Source organism: Pseudomonas sp. AC463, assembly GCF_979253585.1.
The window spans coordinates 1-340 of sequence record NZ_CEEDDZ010000292.1; the positions used below are offsets into that span (position 1 = coordinate 1).

1 protein-coding gene is annotated in these 340 nt (G+C 72.6%); it reads right to left on the bottom strand.

What is annotated here, in order from left to right:
- The coding region (locus AC0IYH_RS30210; protein ID WP_471837806.1) for an HAD-IB family phosphatase at positions 1-340 on the bottom strand (340 nt) is incomplete at both ends.

Consider the following 340-nt stretch of genomic DNA (forward strand, 5'->3'; position numbering starts at 1 on the left):
GCTTCGCAACGGTGCCGGTGAGCTTGCCGTCCGCGACGAGCAGCACGTTGGCGATCGCGCGGTGGAAACCGATCTCCGCCGCCACCGGCTCGGCGAAGCGCGTGAAGCCGCCGGACACCAGCACGCAGGTCGCGCCCCGCGCCCGCATCGTCTGCACCAGCGGCTTCGCGCCCGGCATGATCCGCACGCGTTCGGCCAGACACTGGGCGATCACCGCCTCGTCCAGCCCCGCGAGCAGCGCGACGCGGGCGTCCAGCGCCCCCGCGAAGTCCAGTTCGCCGCGCATAGCCGCCTCGGTCACGGCCGAAACCTGCGCCTTGATCCCGGCATAGTCCGCCAG